At 66.5% G+C, this 16,640-nt stretch carries 15 protein-coding genes; 7 read left to right on the top strand and 8 right to left on the bottom strand.

Annotated elements, in window-relative coordinates; genetic code table 11:
* Positions 1–170: 170 nt before the first annotated feature.
* The gene (locus ASF31_RS06405; RefSeq protein WP_039246365.1) at positions 171–524 is read left to right on the top strand and encodes a helix-turn-helix domain-containing protein; all 354 of its coding nucleotides are present in this window, start codon (positions 171–173) and stop codon (positions 522–524) included.
* On the opposite strand, the gene ASF31_RS06400 is transcribed toward ASF31_RS06405, so the two are convergent.
* From ASF31_RS06400 to ASF31_RS06385, 4 genes are read right to left on the bottom strand one after another with little or no spacing between them, the layout of a single operon-like run.
* Positions 525–893 carry a hypothetical protein gene (locus ASF31_RS06400; protein ID WP_055753894.1) on the bottom strand — a complete coding sequence of 123 codons (369 nt, stop codon included), beginning with the start codon at positions 891–893 and terminating at the stop codon, positions 525–527.
* 5 nt (positions 894–898) lie between these two features.
* Complete coding sequence (locus ASF31_RS06395) at positions 899–1,372, bottom strand: hypothetical protein (RefSeq protein ID WP_235551269.1); 474 nt, start codon at positions 1,370–1,372, stop codon at positions 899–901.
* Positions 1,369–1,707 carry a hypothetical protein gene (locus ASF31_RS06390; RefSeq protein ID WP_055753893.1) on the bottom strand — a complete coding sequence of 113 codons (339 nt, stop codon included), beginning with the start codon at positions 1,705–1,707 and terminating at the stop codon, positions 1,369–1,371. Before ASF31_RS06390 ends, ASF31_RS06395 begins: the two co-directional genes overlap by 4 nt.
* Positions 1,708–1,734: 27 nt before the next feature.
* A complete protein-coding gene (locus ASF31_RS06385) occupies positions 1,735–2,181 on the bottom strand; it encodes a helix-turn-helix transcriptional regulator (protein ID WP_055753892.1) in 447 nt (148 codons plus the stop codon).
* 160 nt (positions 2,182–2,341) lie between these two features.
* Between ASF31_RS06385 and metK the strand changes: the two genes are divergently transcribed.
* Positions 2,342–3,547, top strand: a complete 1,206-nt coding sequence (gene metK, locus ASF31_RS06380; protein WP_055753891.1) for a methionine adenosyltransferase — start codon at positions 2,342–2,344, stop codon at positions 3,545–3,547.
* Positions 3,548–3,551: 4 nt separating this feature from the next.
* Here the strand turns inward: metK and ASF31_RS06375 are convergent, their stop codons facing one another.
* From ASF31_RS06375 to ASF31_RS06360, 4 genes are all read right to left on the bottom strand, one after another.
* Positions 3,552–4,820 carry a pentapeptide repeat-containing protein gene (locus tag ASF31_RS06375; protein ID WP_156355939.1) on the bottom strand — a complete coding sequence of 423 codons (1,269 nt, stop codon included), beginning with the start codon at positions 4,818–4,820 and terminating at the stop codon, positions 3,552–3,554.
* A 52-nt stretch (positions 4,821–4,872) separates the two neighbouring features.
* Positions 4,873–5,502: a bifunctional diaminohydroxyphosphoribosylaminopyrimidine deaminase/5-amino-6-(5-phosphoribosylamino)uracil reductase RibD gene (locus tag ASF31_RS06370; protein WP_055753889.1), complete on the bottom strand. Its 630-nt coding sequence runs from the start codon at positions 5,500–5,502 to the stop codon at positions 4,873–4,875.
* Positions 5,499–6,212 carry a 2,3-diphosphoglycerate-dependent phosphoglycerate mutase gene (gene gpmA / locus ASF31_RS06365; protein ID WP_055753888.1) on the bottom strand — a complete coding sequence of 238 codons (714 nt, stop codon included), beginning with the start codon at positions 6,210–6,212 and terminating at the stop codon, positions 5,499–5,501. The genes ASF31_RS06370 and gpmA overlap by 4 nt, the downstream gene beginning before the upstream one ends.
* A gap of 199 nt (positions 6,213–6,411) precedes the next feature.
* Complete coding sequence (locus ASF31_RS06360) at positions 6,412–8,979, bottom strand: TonB-dependent siderophore receptor (protein ID WP_055753887.1); 2,568 nt, start codon at positions 8,977–8,979, stop codon at positions 6,412–6,414.
* 339 nt (positions 8,980–9,318) lie between these two features.
* Between ASF31_RS06360 and rpsT the strand changes: the two genes are divergently transcribed.
* The 5 genes from rpsT to gyrB all read left to right on the top strand — a co-directional run bounded on the left by rpsT (position 9,319) and on the right by gyrB (position 16,469).
* On the top strand, positions 9,319–9,588 hold the full coding sequence (rpsT, locus tag ASF31_RS06355) for a 30S ribosomal protein S20 (RefSeq protein ID WP_017505938.1): 270 nt from the start codon (positions 9,319–9,321) through the stop codon (positions 9,586–9,588).
* 455 nt (positions 9,589–10,043) lie between these two features.
* Positions 10,044–11,519, top strand: coding sequence for a chromosomal replication initiator protein DnaA (dnaA, locus tag ASF31_RS06350; protein ID WP_369814631.1), 1,476 nt, complete (start codon positions 10,044–10,046; stop codon positions 11,517–11,519).
* 109 nt (positions 11,520–11,628) lie between these two features.
* The gene (gene dnaN, locus ASF31_RS06345) at positions 11,629–12,747 is read left to right on the top strand and encodes a DNA polymerase III subunit beta (protein WP_055753885.1); all 1,119 of its coding nucleotides are present in this window, start codon (positions 11,629–11,631) and stop codon (positions 12,745–12,747) included.
* A 29-nt stretch (positions 12,748–12,776) separates the two neighbouring features.
* Positions 12,777–13,898, top strand: coding sequence for a DNA replication/repair protein RecF (gene recF, locus ASF31_RS06340; RefSeq protein WP_055753884.1), 1,122 nt, complete (start codon positions 12,777–12,779; stop codon positions 13,896–13,898).
* 144 nt (positions 13,899–14,042) lie between these two features.
* A complete protein-coding gene (gyrB, locus tag ASF31_RS06335; protein ID WP_055753883.1) occupies positions 14,043–16,469 on the top strand; it encodes a DNA topoisomerase (ATP-hydrolyzing) subunit B in 2,427 nt (808 codons plus the stop codon).
* The last annotated feature ends 171 nt before the right edge of the window (positions 16,470–16,640 follow it).

Here is a 16,640-nt window from a genome sequence, read left to right as displayed (position 1 = left end):
CTTCTCCGAGCGCGATTCGCGCTGGAGGCGGTGCCTGAGAGCCAAGACATATCCTCAAGGTTGAATAGTTAACGTTGATGCACGTAGCAATCCCTAGCTGAGCAGCTTTGGCTTGACGGGATCGGTGTTTTGGGGCCATGGCGCCGCATTATCTATGCCCGCAGGCCGACATGAACGACGCAGTTGATCCCGTAGACATCGCCATCGGCGGACGCATCCGCACCCGTCGTGAGGAACTGCGCATCACCCAGGCGCAGTTGGCCGCCGGCGCAGGCGTGACCTTCCAGCAGATCCAGAAGTACGAGCGGGGCGTCAACCGCGTCTCGGCCGCCCGCCTGCTGCAGATCGCCTCGGTGCTGAAATCGACCGGCGCGGCCCTGCTGGGCGAACTGGAAACGGCCGAGGGCGACGAGCTGGCGCTGGCCGCCCCCGGCGTCGCCGAACTTCTGGCGGCCTTCCGCGGCATCAAGGACGCCGCCCAGCGCGACGCCCTTCTGACCGTGGCCAAGGGCCTGCGCGGCTGATCAGGCTCGGTTGCTGGCGCTTTTCAGCAACTGCTCAACCTCATCGCGATGGTCGGCGCCGTCGAGCGCCGCGCCTGCCAACCACGACTGGATGGCGTCCAGAGCGCGCGCATCGCGTCCGTCCGAGCGGCCGGCGTCGGACAGGCTCTGGCGAATGATCTCGATCATGCAGACCGCCTCGACGGCCGAGGTCGGGGCGTGATCGAGAAGCGTGGTTTCCGCCGCTTCCATCGGCGCCAGATCCAATTCGACGAGCAGGTTCTCGCCACTGGCGGACAGCGTTGACGATCCGACCTGTTTCGCCAGATTGGCCGTTTCCAGCCACGAGCGGAAAAGCGGCATGAAGGCAGGGGTGGTTTGGGTGTTCATGACATTCAGACTTTCTGCAGCGCCCGGATCGATACGGGCGCTGACTTGGGACGGGCGTAGGGGGCGCACTGAGCCTCCCAGACGCCGAAGAGGGCGAGAAGCAGGAGCTCGAACCAGACGACCATTCGGGTCGATACGATCGACCACAGCAGGGCGTCAGAACCGGCGATGCCGGCCAGATGGGTCGAGACCGCGATAAGCTGGGCGCCGGCGGCAAGAAGCAGCCACCATCGGTCGTAACGGAGCGCCAGACCGACCAGCAGACAGAACATGGACACCGACAGGATCGCCACCCCCCACCGGAAATGCCCGATGAACAGGTGGTCGATCAACGGCGTGCCCCAGTTGAGCACGACCAAAGCGACCAGGGCGATCCGCTCCGGCATGCGACCCTTCCAGAGCAGAAGCGCCATGACGCCGTAGGTCAGGCACATCAGAAACAAGGACAGCGGCGACCCCATTCCGACGGCGGCGATCAAGCGGCGACAGCGAGAACCGGGGCGAACCCAGTGGGTTTGACCGTCTTGTCTTCGTGCGCACCGTCCATATGCCAGCCGACCTGATGGTCGTCGGCGACCTGGGCCAGTTCGCAGTGACTGGCGATCACGGCGCTACGAACCTCGGCCAGTTGGCTTAGGCCACGCACCATATTGGCCAGGGCTTCCTGTCCAACTTCCGCCGCCAGACACGCCTCGAACCGACCTTCCAACGCGGTCTGAACCAAGCGGCTGACCTCGATCATCGCCTGATCGACGGCGTGTTCTGCGGTTCTGACCTGCCGCGCCACCCGGACGCCGACGTGCATATTCTTCATTGGCTCACCTTCCTTTAAGCCGTTTGGTCAGCGCATTTCAGCGGGAGCAAGCCGGTCGAAAAGGGATGGAACCACCATGCCCGCCGTCACGATCCCGATGGCGAACAGAAGGGCGATAGCGGCCCCGGCGACGATGATCCCCACTCTCGCCAGAGCGCCCCGAGGAGGCGCAGGCAGAAGCCAGGAAGTCGTTGGGTCGGAAACCGCATCGTCCGACTGTTCGGCCGACGTGGGATCATTGAGCGTATTGGGGCCGGTGTCGGGAATGAGTATCGACGCCTCTGAGTAGCCAATACTCAGTCGCCGGGCCGCCAGTTTGCGGTCCGAAACGCCCAGCTTGGCGTAGGCGCGATGCAGGTGATTGCCGACCGTGCGCGGCGAGATGCGCAGGCGCGCAGCGATTTCCTTGTCCTCAAGACCCTGGCCGGCCAGGCGGACGCATTCGCTCTCTCTCGTCGTCAGGCCATCTGTCATGGGGACCCCCTTGGGGCCTGTTTACCCTAAAACGAGGGGGAGTCAGCCGATATGCTTACGCCGCGAAGCAGTTTCTGGAGGCTGCGCGCCGCTTGAGATCACTTGAACATATAAGCATATCTTTATATGCCTGTCGGTCTGACACTGACAGGAGCCTCTCTTGGCCGCTCGTTCCTCCTTCCTCTTCACCTCGGAAAGCGTTTCCGAGGGCCACCCCGACAAGGTTGCGGACCGCATCTCCGACACGGTCGTGGACGCCTTCCTGGCCAAGGATCCCGAGGCGCGCGTGGCGTGCGAGACCCTGGTGACGACCCAGCGCATCGTGCTGGCCGGCGAGGTCCGCGCCACCCAGCCGGGCAACACCAAGGAAGAGAACGAGGCCTTCACCCAGAGCATCATCGACAGCCTGGAGCCGCTGGTCCGCGCCGCAGTCAAGGACATCGGCTATCAGCAGGACGGCTTCCACTGGGAGACGGCGGACTACTCCTGCTTCCTGCACGCCCAATCGGCCGATATCGCCGTCGGCGTCGACTCGACCAACGAGAAGGAGGAGGGCGCAGGCGATCAGGGCATCATGTTCGGCTATGCATCGAACGAGACGCCCGAGTTGATGCCGGCCACCCTGCAGTACAGCCACAACATCCTGAAGCGCCTGGCCGAGGTTCGTCACGCCGGCGGCTCGCAGCTCGAGCCTGACGCCAAGAGCCAGGTCACGATCGAATACGAGGACGGCAAGCCGGTCCGCGCCACCTCGATCGTCCTGTCGACCCAGCACGCGAAGGGGCTGAGCTCCGAGCAGGTCGCCGAGATCGTCAAACCCTATATCCTCGAAGTACTGCCGGAAGGCTTCACCGACGAGAACACCGTCTGGCACATCAACCCGACCGGCATCTTCGAGATCGGCGGACCGGACGGCGACGCCGGCCTGACCGGCCGTAAGATCATCGTCGACACCTACGGCGGCGCGGCGCCCCACGGCGGCGGCGCCTTCTCGGGCAAGGATCCGACCAAGGTGGACCGTTCGGCGGCCTATGCCTGCCGCTACCTGGCCAAGAACGTCGTCGCCGCCGGCCTGGCCGACCGCTGCACGATCCAGATTTCCTACGCCATCGGCGTGGCCAAGCCCCAGTCGATCCACGTCGATCTGCACGGCACCGGCAAGATCTCCGAAGCGGTGCTGGAAGACAAGATCCTGGACCTGATCGGCGGCGCTACGCCGCGTGCAATCCGCCAGCACTTGCAACTGAACAAGCCGATCTACGCCCGCTCGGCCGCCTATGGCCACTTCGGCCGCGAGCCCGATGCGGACGGCGGCTTCAGCTGGGAAAAGACCGATCTGGTCGATCAGCTCAAGGCGCTGGCGTAAGGCTTCAGGCGGCCTGATCGATCGTCAGGCCGCGCACGCCCGCCAGATTGGCGTCGGTCAGATCGGCCTGACGGGTCTGGGCGCCGTGCAGTGTCGCACGGCCCAGATCGGCGCCGGCCAGGACGGCGCGCTTCAGGTCGGCGCCCGACAGGTCCGCGCCGCGGAGCACGGCGCCCGTCAGATCCGCGGGCATCAGCCGGTCGGCGGCGATCAGAAGCGGCCCCAGTTGCGCCTCGCGCATGTCCGCTCCGTTCAGTCGCGCGCCCCGCAGGCGCGCCCCGCGCAGGTCGGCGCGACGCAGCTTGGCCGAACGCAGGTCGGCGTTGTCGAGCTGGGCGCCCTGCAGCTGCACCCCCTCCATATCCAGGCCGTAGAAGACCGCGCCCTTGGCCGACAGGGCGGTCAGGTTCAGGCCCGTGATCGACTTCAGCGGACGCAGATCGACGCCGTTGAAGACCGACGGCTGCCCCTCCGCGCCGCCGGTCTCGCACCAGCGCGCATGTTCGCGCAGCATCTCGGCGGCGGGCATCTTTTCCACGGATTCGCAGGACGACTTGTTGTCGGTCAGCGCGCCCTGCATGTCGGCGCCGTCGGCGCGCCACATGGTCGTCTTACAGCCCACCAGGATGGCGTCGCGCAGGTCTGCACCCGACAAGTCCGCCCCTGACAGGTCCGCGCCGGCGAGATCGGCCCCACGGAAATCCGCCTGTTTCAGATTGGCCCGTACAAGCTTGCAGTCCTTCATCACCGCGCCGGAGAAGTCGGCCTTCACGGCGATGACGCCGGCCATCTTGGAGCGTTGAAGATTGGCGCCGGCCAGGCAGGCGCCGCTGGCCTCGGTTTCGTCACGGTGGCGCGGTTCGATGACCTTGAAGCCCAATCTCGCGTCGGCGGCGGCGATGGTGCCCTCGCGCAGGTCGGCCTCGAACAGATCGGCCCCCGACAGGTCCGCCCCCCGCAGGCAGGCGCCGCGCAGGTCGGAACGGCGCAGGCTGGCCTCGGCCAGGATCGCGTCCTGCATGTCCGCGCCAAAGAAGTTGGCGTTGTCCAGCTTGGCCCCGGTCAGATCGCAGCCTTCCAGACAGGCGGCGGCGAAATCGGCGTCGGCCAGATTGCGGCCCTTCAGGCTGAGGCCCGACAGGTCCATCCAGGCGAAGACGGCGCGCGCGCCGCCGGGTCGGGCCTGGAATAGTCGATCATGCTTGGCGCAGATGACGTCCAGCTCCGCCTGCGTCAGGCGCTTTCTCATGAGGGGTTCAGCGGCGAGGGCCATCAGGGCACATTACGCGCCCTGACTTAAGAAACCTTTGAACGGCCAAGCCGCCTCAGACGGTCAGCAGCCCCTGGGCCTGAAGGGCCTCGGCCAGCTCGCCCGGCCCAGTCCATAGGCGCGTGTAGCCCGCTTCCCCCAGTCGCTTCAGCTCGGTGACAAGATCGGCCTTGGGCGAGGCGACGAAGCGGCCGTCGAACCCGGCGCCGTCCTCGCTGATGCGCACCATCGGGCGGCCGGTTTCCAGCCGGTGCAGGAAGCCTTCGCACAGAGCCGCGCCCTCTTCGCACATCAGGCCGGTCTCGACCATCAACCCTTGCGCGCGCAGCCGCTCGGTGCCGCGTCCGGCTGCGAAAGGCGACGGGTCCATACAGGCGATCACGACCCGCGCCACGCCCGCCTCGGTCAGGAAGTGGGCGCAGGACTTGCGGCCTGACGACCGCGCGCCGCAGGGCTCCAGCGTGACATAGACGGTCGAACCGACGGCGTCCGCGCCTGCGGCGGGCACGGCCTGCTCCTCGGCATGGGGACGACCGCCCGGCGCGGTGGCGGCCTGGGCGATGACCCGGCCATCCTTGACGATGACGCAGCCGACCGCCGGGTTGGGCCAGGTCTCGCCCATGCGGCCGGTCGCCAGGGCGATCGCCTGGGCCATGAAGGCCTGGTCGGCTTCGCTCCAGCTCATGATGCGGTCGGCAATGTCTCGGCGCGAGCGGCGTCGAGGTAGCGGGCGGCGGTGGGCTTCAGGTCCGCGTCCAGATCGATCTCCAGCGGATTGCCGGTCGGGATTTCGACGCCGACGATCTGATCGTCCGGCACGTTGAACAGAAGTTTGACGATGGCGCGCAGGGAGTTGCCGTGGGCGGCGATCAGCACGTCCTCGCCCGCCTTCAGGCGCGGCGCGATCTCGGCGTCCCAATAGGGCTTCACCCGGTCCAGCGTGGTCTTCAGGCTTTCGGTGTCGGGAATGGCCTTGCCGGCATAGCGGGGATCGGCGTTGAAATCGAACTCGCCGCCGGGGGCCAGCGGGGGCGGCGGCACATCATAGCTGCGGCGCCAGATTTTGACCTGGTCCTCGCCGTGCTTCTGGGCCGTCTCGGCCTTGTTCAGACCCGTCAGACCACCGTAGTGGCGCTCGTTCAGCCGCCAGTCCTCGATCACCGGCACATCGGTCAGGCCCGCCGACTGCAACGCCAGGGTGCCGGTGCGCTGGGCGCGCGTCAGGACCGAGGTGAACATCACCGCCGGCTTGAACCCGGCCTCGGCGATCAGTTCGCCGCCGCGACGCGCCTGGGCCTCACCCTCCGCCGTCAGATCGACGTCGACCCAGCCGGTGAAACGGTTCTCGAGGTTCCACTGGCTCTGGCCGTGGCGGAGCAGGATCAGGCGCGGCATTCGGTCGGTCCTTCGAAATACGGCCTTTCGGGGTAGGACGCCCTCCGAAGTCGGTCAAGGCTCGCGGGCCTCGCCATTGCTTGTCGCGCCGCGCAGGTCGGGGTAACGGTCGGATCGATGTCAGACCGTCTTTTCTTTCCCCTGGCGCTCGCCGCCGCCGTCGTGATGATCGCGCTGGCGACCGTCTGGCCCTGATCCTCTAGAAGAGGATCTTGCGCAGATTGATGCGGAAGACGCGCCCCTGCGGATCCAGATAGTCGCGCTGATAGTTGACCGGCGTCTGACCGTCGCTGCTGGTCACCGAGACGCGGTCGTCAAAGATGTTCTGAACGCCGAAGCCGATCCGCGTGCCCTTCAGGAACGGGAAGCGCTCGACCCACGACGTGCGTTGGGTCAGGTCGGCGAAGGCGAACAGATTGACCGTGGTCCGGCCCGAGAAGTCCAGATCGGGCGAACCCAGCGCGTCGCCGTTGACCGTCGTGCCCGAGCGCCAGTTGGCGTTGACGAAGGCGCCCACACCGTTTCTGGAGAGCCCGGTCTGAAGCTGGACCTCATGGCGCGACTGACCGCCCGAGCCGGAGATGGAATCGCCGTCCAGCAGGTCCAGCGGCGCCAGACCGTCGCGAATGGTGACCTCGTCCTGGACACGCCAGGTGTGGGTCAGCGACAGGTTGAAGATGCCTTGGCCGGGCTGCATTCCCGATCCACGTCCGCCGCGCATCCGTCCACCGCCGCCGGGACCGCCGGGGCCGCCCGGTCCGCCCATCATCATCATTCCACCGCCCGGACCGCCGCCAGGACCGCCACGTCCGCCCGGACCACGACCGCCCGCCGCCGCCGGGTTCGGCTTGCCGAACGGGCGCGAGAAGTTGAAACCCCACTGAACGTCCTGCTGCTCGCGCTTGAAGAAGTTCAGCGGACGGGCGTCGATGGACACCAGATTGCCGTCCGCATCGCGAACGAACCGATCCGGCAGGGCCGCTTCCAGATCGGGCGTGATGGCCGGGAAGCTGGAGATTTCGTTGTCCGCCTCGGTGCGTGTGTAGGCCAGGTTCAGGCGGAAATCCTTGTCCGACACCGGCTGCCAGTTCATGCCCAGCTTCAGGATGCGCCGATCCTCGGCCTGCAGATTGGGATCGCCGCCGGTGATCCGGTTGATCTCGACGGTCTGGCCGGTGCGGAAATCGAAGACCGGCGTATTCGGCGTTCCCACCGTCGGGTCGTTCAACTGCTGGACCGTCGGAGCCTTGCCCTCGTCGGAATAGTTGGCGGAGAAGGACAGCCGCTCGACCGGCGACCAGTTCAGCCCGGCCCCGACCGAGGATACGCCGCCGAAGTCGGACAGTTCTTGGTAGGCCAGGTTCAGATTGGCCGACAGGTCGCCGATCTTGGGCAGGACGCCGCGCTCGACGTTGGAGATCGGCAGGTCAAAGTTGGCCTGCACGCTGCCTGAGTTGCGCGACTGCGATCGATCCACAGCGACACTTGAACCCAGGCTCTCGGAGAAACGCAGGCTCTCGGAATCCAGCGATTGATAACCGGCCCCGACCTTGAAGGTCGAGGTGATGTCGCCGGCCGGCAGCTCATAGGGACGCCCGTTCAACACCAGTTCCGCCGTCGCCGTCTGGGCCACGGAGTTGGCGGTGTCGCGCGGATTGACGATGGCCCGGTCGGTCAGGTCGCCGAACGGATTGACGGTCAGATCGCCCGCGATCAGGGCCCGCAACGCCGTCGCGTTCACACCTCGTCCCGTCGTGGTGTCGGTCTCGACGCGGCTGTATTCCCCCGTCGCCGTCCAGCGCCAGTCGCCGACATAGCCGTCGAACACCGTGCCCAGTTCGGCTGTGCGGGTGTCGGTCTTGCGCGTCAGGGCGCCGGGCAGGTCCAGATAGCTGAACAGATTGACGTCCTGGCCGGTCGGCGAGAACGGATTGGTCCCCGGCACGGTCAGCTGAACATTGGGCAGCCCCTGGTAGCTGAAGCTGTTTGAGTCCTCCACACTGCCGCTCAGCGTCATGCCGACCTTGTCGTTCAGGTCGTGCTTGTAGGTCCCCGACACCGAAAGCTCGTCCGTCTTGGGCAACAGGGTGCGATAGGCGTTGGCCAGTTCGCTGTCGCCGCCGGCCGTCGTGCTGCGGTCGATGTCGCGCTCGGTCTCGAACAGGGTGTTGGAGGTCGTGCCGTTGATATCGACTGACCAGCGATCGGAGCCGGCGATGCGCAGGACGTTGTTCTCGCTGGCGGTGGTCGTGCGACCGCCCTGCTCCGGCCGGCTGACGTTGACCGAGGCGGTCAGGGACTTGAAGTCCGCCTTCAGCACGATGTTCACCACCCGCTGATTGGCGCTGTAGCCATAGGACAGCGCGGTTTCTTCCGGCAGGACGTCGAAGCGCTCGATGGCCTCGGGCGGAATGCCGCGGATCTCGCGGAAGCCCGAGATACGCCGCCCGTTGACCAGGAAGACCGGAGACCCGCCGCGCGCGCTGCGGGTCTGGGCCTCCAACAGGGTGATCAGTTCGCCGATGTTGGTCGCGCCGAACGCCTGGATCTGGGCGGAGTCGTAAGAGACGATCGGTTCCTGCCCGCCCAGGGCCACCCCGCGCCGCGCCGCCGTCACCTCCACGTCCGGCAGAACGACCGCCGGCTCTTCCTGCTGGACCTGCGCCTGGGCTTCTACGGGTTGGGCCTCGTTGGTTTGGGCCTGAACAGGCTGGACGACACCGGCGGCGGGGGCCAGCGCAAGCAGGAGAAGCGCGGTCTGGGTCATGGAACGACGATCCGGGAAATGATTTCAGCCCTTGTCAGGACGGGACAAACATGGCCGTAAAACGACACAATTTATGAACAAAGTGAAAGCGTTGCGCGCTTTCAACACGACGCAAAAACCTGCGACGGAAAGTTCGCTAAAGCGCGTTAAAGTCTGTTGGGTTGCGTTCTGATTGTAGTGCGCAAGGCGCGCTCAAACTGACGTCTTCGCCCAACCTCGGAGTCCAGCGATGAAGACTCCGCGTTGACCGCCTCCGGGCTTTCGGCTATAGGCCCGCCCTCTTGAGATTTCCGCGCCGTGGACGTGTGCTCCGCGGCGTTTTCCGTTCGAAGGTTTGACATGGCCAACAACCCCGGCGCCCGCAAGGCGATCCGCAAGATCGAAGCGCGTACCGAAGTGAACAAGGCGCGCCGCTCGCGCGTCCGCACCTATCTGCGCAAGTTCCAGGAAGCTCTGGCCGGAGGCGACGCCGCCGTCGCCAAGACCGCCTTCATCGAGGCTCAGTCCGAGCTGATGCGCGCCGTCTCCAAGGGCGTCGTTCACAAGAACACCGGCTCGCGCAAGGTCTCGCGCCTGGCCGCCCAGCTGAAGAAGCTGTCGGCAGCCTGAGCCAAAATTAATCCAACAGCGGACGGAGCAGCTGTCGCTGTTTCGTTGTGGGATTATAAAGCAATATCAACGGCGAAGGCGCGCAAGCTCCTTCGCCGTTTTGCGTTACGTCCCTAACTGTCAAATTCGAAAACACCGATCGTCGAGCCATGATCCGGCCGAAATTCCAAGCGGTGTCAGGGTTTGACGGAGTCAAACAATTTAACTGCGAATCGACCAACGAATCAGCGTTGACCCACCCGGCTCGCGGCGTAAGTTTTGGCCTCTAACGCACTTCCATCCCAGCACGGATGAAGACGGCGCGAGGCCTATGTTTCGCGTCGGCGGGAGATGTCTGTTCAGAGGTTAGACCCCGTCCGAAAAGCATCGCTTTTCGGCGCAGGAGAAGTCGTCCCTGAACCATCGCCCTGAAGCGCGGAAGGTCGGAATGGTTCTTCTAAGGTGGGCGGGCAAAGATGGTTGGGGGCGCAACGGCGATGGCAGGCGGAACGAAGACGTCGGGACTGACGGATCCGGACCGCATCTGGAGCGAGGCGTCCGTGCGCCTGCGCGCTGAAATCGGCGATGGCCCGTTCTCCTCCTATATCGCCCCGTCGGCCGTCCGCCTGGACAACGCCGGCCACCTGATCCTGGTCACCCCGACCGCCTATGCTCGCGACTGGGTGCGCAAGAACGCCCTGCGTCGCATGAACGAGTTGTGGCTGGGCCTGGACGGCCTGTCGCGCCGCCTCGAGGTGCGCTGCCGCGCCGAAGTGGGTTCGGCGCCGCCAGCCTCGGCCGTGATGCCGGGCAATGTGGTGGACGCCGCCCCGCGCCTGGCCGCTTTCTCCGCCTCGCCGCAGATGGCTCCCGCCGCCCCGATCAGCGCTGACGGCGCCCGCGCCGTACGCGCCGCCGGTCTGCAGGATCGCCTGACGTTCGACAGCTTCGTTGAGGGTCAGGGCAACGCCTTCGCCCTGGCCATCGCCAAACAGGTGGCCAGCTGGGCCGACGGACATTTCAACCCCGTCTTCTTCTGCGGCCCCTACGGCTACGGCAAGACCCACCTGCTGAACGCCATCGCCTGGGAGGCCCAGCGTCTGCGGCCCGAGGCCAAGGTCGTCTATCTGACCGCCGAACGCTTCCTGTCGACCTTCGTCAAGGCGATGCAGGACCGCTCGACCGCCGCCTTCAAGGAAAGCCTGCGCTCGGCCGACATGCTGCTGCTGGACGACGTCCAGTTCGTTGGCGGCAAGACCTCGACCCAGGAAGAGCTGCTCTCGACCCTGACCGCCCTGATCGAGGACGGCAAACGCATCGTCTTCTCGGCCGACCGTGCGCCGATGGCCCTGACCGAGGTCGAGCCGCGCCTGCGCAGCCACCTCGCCGCCGGCCTGACCTGCCCGGTCGAGGCGGGCGACCGCGAGCTGAAGATCGCCGTGGCCCAGAACCGTCTGAAGGCCCTTTCGGCCCTGGGCGTCGTTCAGGGCGAGGCCAACCCGGAGGTCCTGGCCCAACTGGTGGACCGCACCCCCGGCTCGATGCGCGAGCTTGAGGGCGCCGTGAACACCTTGGCCGCCGCTGCGGGCGCGCGCCTGTCGTCAGTGTCGGTCGACGAAGCCTCGACCCTGCTGGGCATGGCCATGCGCGGCGGCCCCGAGCGCCGCATCACCGTGGACGAGATTCAGAAGACGGTCGCCGACCACTTCAACATGAAACAGGCCGACCTGCTGAGCGAGCGCCGTACTCGTTCGGTCGCCCGCCCACGCCAGATCGCCATGTATCTGTGCAAACAGCACACGACCCGCTCCTACCCCGACATCGGTCGCCGTTTCGGCGGGCGCGACCACACCACGGTCCTGCACGGCGTACGCAAGATCGAGGAGCTGATGCCGCAGGACGATCAGATCGCCCGCGACGTCGAGGCTCTGACGCGCAAGTTGCGGGGCTGAAGCTGTGGAGCAGCGGGTCTGACCCGTTGCTCCCGCCGCGCAATCCGCTAGTGTCCCAGGTCACTTAACCGCAGCCGCCTTGCGAGTCGGCCGCGCCGGGCGAGACGACATGCAGCTGACCATCGAACGATCCGCGCTCCTCAAGGCCCTGGGCCACGTGCAGAGTGTCGTCGAACGTCGAAACACCATTCCGATCCTGTCCAACGTCCTGCTGAGCGCGGGCCGCGACCGGCTGGCCTTCGCCGCCACCGATCTGGACATGGAAATGGTGGACGAGGCCGAGGCCCAGGTTCAGGTTGAGGGTCAGATCACGGCTCCCGCCCACACCCTGTACGAGATCGTGCGCAAGCTGCCGGAAGGCGCCGAGGTCTCGTTGCTCTATTCGGGCGACGATCCCCGCCTGGTCGTCTCGGCCGGCCGGTCGCGCTTCAACCTGCCGGTCCTGCCGGCGGGCGACTTCCCCGTGATGTCCACCGACAGCGCCGGGGCCTCCTATGTCCTGCCCAAGGAGGATCTGGCCCGCCTGATCGACAAGACGCGGTTCGCGGTCTCGACCGAGGAAACGCGCTACTATCTGAACGGCCTTTATCTTCACACGGTCGCCGAACAGGGCATCCCCCTGCTGCGCGCCGTCGCCACCGACGGCCACCGCCTGGCCCTGGCAGAGACACCGGCGCCCGAGGGCGCGGCTGGCGGCCCCGGCGTCATCGTGCCGCGCAAGACAGTGGATCAGGTTCGTCGCCTGCTGGACGATGCCAGCGGCCCGGTCGAGGTCACCGTCTCGGCACAGAAGATCCGCTTCCAGATGGGTGAGGCGTCCCTGACCTCCAAGGTCATCGACGGCGCCTTCCCCGACTATCTGCGCGTCATCCCGCGCGGCAACGACAAACAGGCCGACATCGACAACGCCCTGTTCGCCAAGGCCGTCGATCGCGTCGCCACCATCTCGGCCGAGAAGAGCCGTTCGGTGAAACTAGCGTTCGACAACGACCGCGTGAAGCTGACCGTGCGCAACATGGAAGCCGGCCAGGCCGAGGAAGAGGTCGAGATCGGCTATTCCGACGAACCGTTCGAGATCGGCTTCAACGCCCGCTACCTGCTGGACGTCGCCGGCCAGATCACGGGCGAAAACGCCGCCTTCCGCTTCGCCGACCCGGCCTCGCCGACCCTGGTGCTCGATCCGGGCGATCCCGGCGTTCAATATGTGCTGATGCCGCTGCGGGTGTAATCCTGCCTCACGCGCGTTAGAGAGCGAGCGTGATCCGCTCCCTCACCCTCACCGACTTCCGCTCCTATTCAGGGGCGCGGCTGGAGATGACCTCCGGGCCTGTCGTGCTGCATGGGCCGAACGGGGCGGGAAAGACCAACCTTCTGGAGGCGATCAGCTTGCTGACCCCCGGCAAGGGGCTGCGGGGCGCCACCGCCGCCGAGATGGGCCGGCGCGAGCCGGGCGAGGCGACCGGGCGCGCCTGGGCCGTCATGGTCGAACTGGATGACGAGACGCGGCTGGGCACCGGCGTTCAGGCGGCGGGCGCCGCGCGGCGCATCGTGCGGATCGACGGCGAGACGGCTCCGCCGGGGCGGCTGCTCGATTATCTGCGTCCCGTCTGGGCGACGCCGGAACAGGACCGGCTGTTCTCGGACGCGCGCGCCGAGCGGCTGAAGTTCTTCGACCGACTAGTCTTCGCTGCCGACCCCGATCACGCCGCCAGCGTCTCCGCCTACGAAAAGGCTCTTCGCGAGCGGCTGCGCCTGCTGAACGACGCTCAGGACGGTCGCGAGGCCGACCCCGTCTGGCTGGACGCCCTGGAGGCTCGGCTGGGCGAGGCCGGCGCCCGCGCCGCTCTCGCCCGCGTCGCCGCCCTGCACGCGCTTCAGGCCGCCATCGACGCCCGTAGCGATCGGCCCTTCCCCCAGGCCGATCTGGGTCTGGACGGCGCCGCCGAACAGATGGCCGAAGCGGGCGCCGAGGAGGAGGAGATCGCCGCCGTCCTCCGCGACGGCCTGGCCAAGGCCCGCCCCCGCGACGGCGCCGCCGGCCGCTCGCTGTTCGGGCCGCACCGCACCGACCTGACCGCGCTTCACCGCGAGAAGCAGCGCCCTGCGGCCGAGGGCTCTTCGGGTGAGCAGAAGGCCCTGGTCCTGAACCTGATTTTGGCCCAGATCGCGCGGCTTTCAGATCATGCTGCGCGCCCGATCCTGCTGCTGGACGAAGCCCCCGCCCACCTCGATGAGGCGCGCCGCACGGCCCTGTTCGACGAGATCACGGCCCTGGATCTGCAGGCCTTCATGACCGGCACCGAACGCGACCTGTTCGCCGGTCTGGAAGGCCGCGCCCAGTTCGTCCGCGTGGCCGGCGGCGCGCTGGAAACCGACTAGGCTGCAATCGCGGAATTCCTCGCTTTTTCGCCGGAATTTCCTATATGTTGCGGGCTTCGGCGCGGTGCGATCCCGCCGTCGATTCGAGCGCCGGGTCCGGCGCTCCATCCCCGTCCCGGTCGGGACTTCAGAGCCAATGACTTCATGACCGATCCGATTGCCGACCTGCCCGAATACGGCGCCGATTCCATCAAGGTTCTCAAAGGCCTGGACGCCGTGCGCAAGCGCCCCGGTATGTATATCGGCGACACCGACGACGGCTCGGGCCTGCATCACATGGTCTATGAGGTGGTCGACAACGCGATCGACGAGGCCCTGGCCGGCCATGCCGACCTGGTCCAGGTCATCCTGAACAGCGATGGCTCGGTCACCGTGACCGACAACGGCCGCGGCATTCCCACCGGCATCCACGAAGGCGAAGGCGTCTCGGCGGCCGAGGTCATCATGACCCAGCTGCACGCCGGCGGTAAGTTCGACCAGAACTCCTACAAGGTGTCCGGCGGTCTGCATGGCGTAGGCGTGTCCGTGGTCAACGCCCTGTCCGACTGGCTGGAGCTGAAGATCTATCGCGACGGCAAGGCGCACCAGATGCGGTTCGAGCGCGGCGACACGGTCAAGTCGCTGGAAGTCACCGGCGACGCCCCCATTCGCGAGGACACCGGCAAGCCGCTGAGCGGCACCGAGGTCACCTTCTTCCCGTCCGTCACGACCTTCAGCCACATCGACTTCGATCTGAAGACGCTGGAACACCGTCTGCGCGAACTGGCCTTCCTGAACTCGGGCGTGGTGATCAAGCTGGCCGACCAGCGCCACGCCGAACCGGTCGAGATGATCCTGCACTACGAGGGCGGTGTCGAAGCCTTCGTGCGCCACCTCGACAAGTCCAAGACGCCGATCCTGAAGGACGTCATCGTCATTCGCGGCAAAAAGGAAGGGATCGAGCTGGATCTCGCCCTGTGGTGGAACGACAGCTACCACGAGACCATGCTGTGCTTCACCAACAACATCCCCCAGCGGGATGGAGGCACCCACCTGTCGGCCTTCCGCGCCAGCCTGACGCGCGTCATGGGCGGCTATATCGAGAGCTCGGGCGCCGGCAAGAAGGAGAAGGTCTCCGTCACCGGCGAGGACGCGCGCGAGGGCCTGACCTGCGTCCTGTCGGTCAAGGTCCCGGATCCCAAGTTCAGCTCCCAGACCAAGGACAAGCTGGTCTCCTCCGAAGTGCGTCCGGCCGTCGAAAGCCTGTGCTCGGAAGGCCTGGCGACCTGGTTCGAGGAGCATCCGGTCGAGGCCAAACAGATCGTGGCCAAGATCATCGAGGCGGCGTCGGCGCGTGAGGCCGCCCGCAAGGCCCGCGACCTGACTCGGCGCAAGTCCGCGCTGGAAATCTCGAGCCTGCCGGGCAAGCTGGCCGACTGCCAGGAACGCGATCCCGCCAAGTCCGAACTGTTCATTGTCGAGGGCGATTCCGCCGGCGGCTCGGCCAAACAGGCGCGCAACCGCGAGAACCAGGCCGTCCTGCCCCTGCGCGGCAAGATCCTGAACGTCGAACGCGCGCGCTTTGACCGGATGCTGTCGTCGGACCTGATCGGCACGCTGATCCTGGCGCTGGGCACCGGCATCGGACGCGACGACTTCAACGCCGACAAGCTGCGCTATCACAAAATCATTTTGATGGCCGACGCCGACGTCGACGGCGCCCACATCCGCACCCTGCTGCTGACCTTCTTCTATCGTCAGATGCCCGAGCTGATCACGCGCGGCCACGTCTATATCGCCCAGCCGCCGCTCTATAAGGTCTCCAAGGGCAAGCAGTCGCGCTACCTGAAGGATCAGGCCGAGATGGACGCCTATCTGATCGAGGAAGGTTCGTCAGAGGCCGAGCTGGACCTGTCCACCGGCGAGCGTCGACTGGGCCTGGACCTGCAATCCCTGGTGCGCGAGGCCAAGGCCTTCAGCGCCAGCGTCGATCGCCTCAGCCAGCGCGCCCCCGCCTTCGCCATCGAACAGGCGGCGCTCGCCGGTCTGTTCGCCGAGCATTCGGACATGGCGACCGCCTCGGCCGCCGCCGCCGTGCGCCTGAACCTCTATGCCGAAGAGGGCGATGGCGAGTGGACGGGCGCGCCGGGCGAGCAGGGCGCCGTGGTCTTCACCCGCACCCGTCGCGCGGTGCAGGAGACCATCGTGCTGGAGGAGACCCTGATCCGCTCGCTGGACGCCCGTCGTCTGGCCGAACGCGCAGCCGCTTTCGACGGCGTCTTCGTCGCCCCCGCCACCTACCGCCGCAAGGACAAGTCCACGACCATTCGCGGTCCGCTGGACCTGCTGACCGCCGTTCTGGACGCCGGTAAGAAGGGCCTGTCGATCCAGCGCTACAAGGGCCTGGGCGAAATGAACCCCGAGCAGCTGTGGGAGACGACGCTGGACGTCAACGCCCGCACCCTGTTGCAGGTCTCGGTCGAGCACGAGGAAGACGCCAACGACCTGTTCGCCAAATTGATGGGCGACGTCGTCGAGCCCCGGCGCGAGTTCATCCAGGACAACGCCCTGGACGCCGCCGTCGACGTCTGACGGCGAAGGGGGCGCTGGTCCGGGTCACATTTGATGAGAGCTAAGCCACAAACAATGAGAACCGGGTCAAAATCGATGAGAATTTCATGTCGGCTCAGGCGCTCGCGGTCGGGCTTCGATCTCTTCGTACGACGCCGGCGGTAAGCTGCCAGAACCTCATCGTGAAGCGTG

This window comes from Brevundimonas sp. Leaf280, from assembly GCF_001422455.1.
Taxonomy (GTDB): Bacteria; Pseudomonadota; Alphaproteobacteria; order Caulobacterales; family Caulobacteraceae; genus Brevundimonas.
The sequence above is the reverse complement of the archived record's forward strand: the minus strand, read 5'-3'. Positions and strand labels throughout refer to the sequence as shown.